Origin of the sequence: Bradyrhizobium sp. PRIMUS42 (assembly GCF_023006515.1) — a bacterium.
Classification (GTDB): domain Bacteria; phylum Pseudomonadota; class Alphaproteobacteria; order Rhizobiales; family Xanthobacteraceae; genus Bradyrhizobium.
Map to the genome: position 1 here is coordinate 1 of NZ_JALBGZ010000639.1, position 3637 is coordinate 3637.

The window sequence follows — 3637 nt, forward strand, 5'->3', positions numbered from 1 at the left end:
AACAGCGACGGCGACGTCCAGCGCGACCTCGACGTCCAGGCCGATGCGATCCTGCGCCGCTGCCTCAGCAAGGTGCCGGTCGCAGCGCTCGCCTCGGAAGAGATGCGCGAGGCCCAGATCGGCGATCGCGAGGCCAAGATCTGTATCGCGATCGATCCGCTCGACGGCTCCTCCAACATCGACATCAACATGACCGTCGGCACGATCTTCTCGATCCTGCCCGCCCCGGACGACCTCGCGCTCGCCTTCCATCAGCGCGGCTCGGCGCAGCTTGCGGCGGGCTTTGTCACCTACGGTCCGCAGACCTCCCTGGTGCTGACCCTCGGCGAGGGCGTCGACATCTTCACGCTCGATCGCAAGGCGGGCTGCTTCCGCCTCGCGCGCGCCGCCGCGCAGATCGCCGAGACCTGCGAGGAGTTCGCGATCAACGCGTCGAACCGCCGGCACTGGGATTCGCCGGTGCGCGCCTTCGTCGACGAGTGCCTCGCCGGCGTCGAAGGGCCCGCCAACCACAATTTCAACATGCGCTGGGTCGGCTCGCTGGTCGCCGAGGCCTATCGCATCCTCACCCGCGGCGGTGTCTTCCTCTATCCCTCGGACGCGCGTCCCGGCTACGGCGACGGCCGCCTGCGCCTCGTCTACGAAGCGCATCCGATGGCGATGATCATCGAGCAGGCCGGCGGCTCCGCCACCACGGGACGCGAGCGCATCCTCGACCTCTCGGCGCAGAGCCTGCATCAGCGCGTGCCGCTGATCATGGGCTCGAGCAACGAGGTGCGCCGCGTCGAGGAGCTGCATTGCGATCCGCTGCTGGTCGCCAGCGTCTCCGCGCCGCTGTTCGCGCGTCGCGGATTCTTCCGGCTCTGAGCGAGGCGTCCCATGTCCAGGAAGCACCCCATCATCTCCATCACCGGCTCCTCCGGCGCCGGCACCACCTCGGTCAAGAAGACGTTCGAGCAGATATTTTTCCGCGAGAAGGTCAACGCCGCCTACATCGAGGGTGACGCCTTCCATCGCTACGACCGCGCCGAGATGCGTGCGCAGATGGCGAAGGAGGCCGATCGCGGCAACAAGCATTTCAGCCATTTCAGCCCCGAGACCAATCTGTTCGAGGAACTGGAGCGCGCGTTCCGCGACTATGGCGAGACCGGCACGGCGACGACACGGCATTACGTGCATGATGCCGAGGAGTCCGCGCTGCATGGCGCGGCGCCCGGCACCTTCACCGATTGGAAGCGGTTGCCGGAGAATTCGGACCTGTTGTTCTACGAGGGCCTGCACGGCGCCGTCGTCACCGACAAGGTCAATGTCGCGCGCTATGCCGACCTGAAGATCGGCGTCGTTCCGGTCATCAATCTCGAATGGATCCAGAAACTGCACCGCGATCGCAGCGCGCGCGGATATTCGACCGAGGCGGTCACCGACACCATCCTGCGGCGGATGCCTGATTACATCCACTACATCTGCCCGCAATTCACCGAAACCGACATCAACTTCCAGCGCGTGCCGACGGTGGACACCTCCAATCCGTTCATCGCCCGCTGGATCCCGACGCCGGACGAATCGATGGTGGTGATCCGCTTCAAGAATCCGCGCGGCATCGACTTCCCCTATCTGCTCTCGATGCTGCCGCAAAGCTGGATGTCGCGCGCGAATTCGATCGTCTGCCCCGGCGCGAAACTCGATCTCGCGATGCAGCTGATCCTGACGCCGCTGATCATGCAGCTCATCGAGCGCAAGCGGAGCATGAAGTGATGACGTGCCACAACGACAACAATGGGAGGATCCGATGAACATCTCGGTTCATGCCGAAGCCGACCTCAATGCGGTCACGCACAATGATCTCGCCAACGCCGTCCGCTTCCTCGCGGTCGATGCCATCGAAACGTCGCAGTCGGGCCACCCGGGTCTGCCCATGGGAATGGCCGATGTCGCGACCGTGCTGTTCTCGCGCTTCCTGAAATTCGACTCGGCGCATCCGAACTGGCCGGACCGCGATCGCTTCGTGCTGTCGGCGGGCCATGGCTCGATGCTGCTCTATGCGCTGCTGCATCTGACCGGCGGCGACGTCAGCCTCGACGACATCAAGGCCTTCCGGCAATGGGGCTCGAAGACGCCGGGACATCCGGAATATGGCCATACGCCAGGTGTCGAGACCACAACCGGTCCGCTCGGGCAGGGGATTGCCACGGCCGTCGGCATGGCGCTTGCGGAGCGGATGGGCAATGCGCGGCATGGCGACGGCCTCGTCGATCACTTCACCTATGTGATCGCCGGCGACGGCTGCCTGATGGAGGGTCTCAGCCAGGAAGCGATCTCGCTCGCGGGCCATCTGCAGCTCGGCCGTCTGATCGTGCTGTTCGACGACAACGGGATTTCCATCGACGGGCCGACCTCGCTGGCGACGTCCGACGACCAACTCGCGCGTTTCGCTGCCTCCGGCTGGTCTGTGCGCAGCATCGACGGACACGATCCCGAAGCGATCGCGCAGGCGATCGCAGAAGAGCGGGAGAGCGCAAAACCGTCGCTGATCGCCTGCCGCACCATCATCGGCTACGGCGCGCCTGATAGACAGGGCACCGAGAAGGCGCATGGCGCGCCGCTCGGCACCGAGCAGACCGCGGCGGCTCGTCGTACGCTCGGTTGGGATTATCAGCCCTTCGTGGTGCCGATGCCGATCCTGAAGGCATGGCGAATGAAAGGACAGCGCGGGCAGGTGGATCGGCTCGCCTGGCTCGATCGCTACGAAGGCGCAACGCCCGAGCAGCGCGACATGTTCGTCGAAGGCAAGGCGGTTACCCTGCCGGGTGCCTATACGCTGGCCGCGGCGAAGTTGCGCGAACGCTTCGCATCCGAACGTCCGAAGCTCGCGACAAGGCAGGCTTCGCAACAGGTGCTAGACGGCATCGCCGGGACGATTGCGGGCCTCGTCGGCGGCTCCGCGGACCTGACGCATTCGAACCTCACGCACGCCAAGGCGCAAGTCCCCGTCACGCGCGGAGCGTTCACCGGCGACTACATCCACTACGGCATTCGAGAGCACGGCATGGCCGCCGCGATGAACGGCCTCGCGCTGCACGGTGGGTTCATTCCCTATGGCGGCACGTTCCTCGCCTTCTCCGACTACAGCCGGCCGGCGATCCGCCTTGCGGCCCTGATGCGGCTGCGCGTCATCCATGTCATGACCCATGACTCCATCGGTCTCGGCGAGGACGGGCCGACGCATCAGCCGGTCGAGCATCTCGCGGCGCTACGCGTCATTCCGAACTTGCTCGTGTTCCGCCCCGCCGACGCGGTCGAGACGCTGGAAGCCTGGGATTGCGCGCTCAACTCCGAAGATCGTCCCTCCGTGCTGTGCCTGTCGCGTCAGGCGTTGCCGACCTTCCGCAGCGATGCGCGCGGCAGAAACCGTGTCGCAAGCGGCGCTTATCTCGTCGTCTCGCCGGACGGCGGCCGTGACGTGACGCTCATCGCAACCGGCTCGGAAGTCTCGATTGCGCTGGAAGCCGCTCGCCTGCTCGCAACCGAGCACATCCGTGCGGCCGTGGTGTCCGCGCCCTGCTTCGCCCTGTTCGAGGAGCAGCCGGACGACTACCGCGTCACCGTGCTCGGCACCGCGCCGCGCGTCGGTGTCGAG

General features: G+C 65.9%; 3 protein-coding genes. All 3 read left to right on the forward strand.

Annotation, left to right across the window (positions count from 1 at the left end; translation table 11 throughout):
• Positions 1-867 (forward strand): class 1 fructose-bisphosphatase (locus MOV75_RS30930; RefSeq protein WP_247007215.1); only part of this gene is annotated, 867 nt, incomplete at its 5' end.
• A 12-nt stretch (positions 868-879) separates the two neighbouring features.
• Positions 880-1755, forward strand: coding sequence for a phosphoribulokinase (locus MOV75_RS30935; RefSeq protein WP_247007216.1), 876 nt, complete (start codon positions 880-882; stop codon positions 1753-1755).
• Positions 1756-1789: 34 nt separating this feature from the next.
• On the forward strand, positions 1790-3637 hold a 1848-nt coding region (tkt, locus tag MOV75_RS30940), incomplete at its 3' end, for a transketolase (protein ID WP_247007217.1).

Coding starts and splice junctions, on each gene's coding strand:
- MOV75_RS30935 (WP_247007216.1), top strand. CDS start 880: ATGTCCAGGAAGCACCCCATCATCTCCATCACCGGCTCCTCCGGCGCC.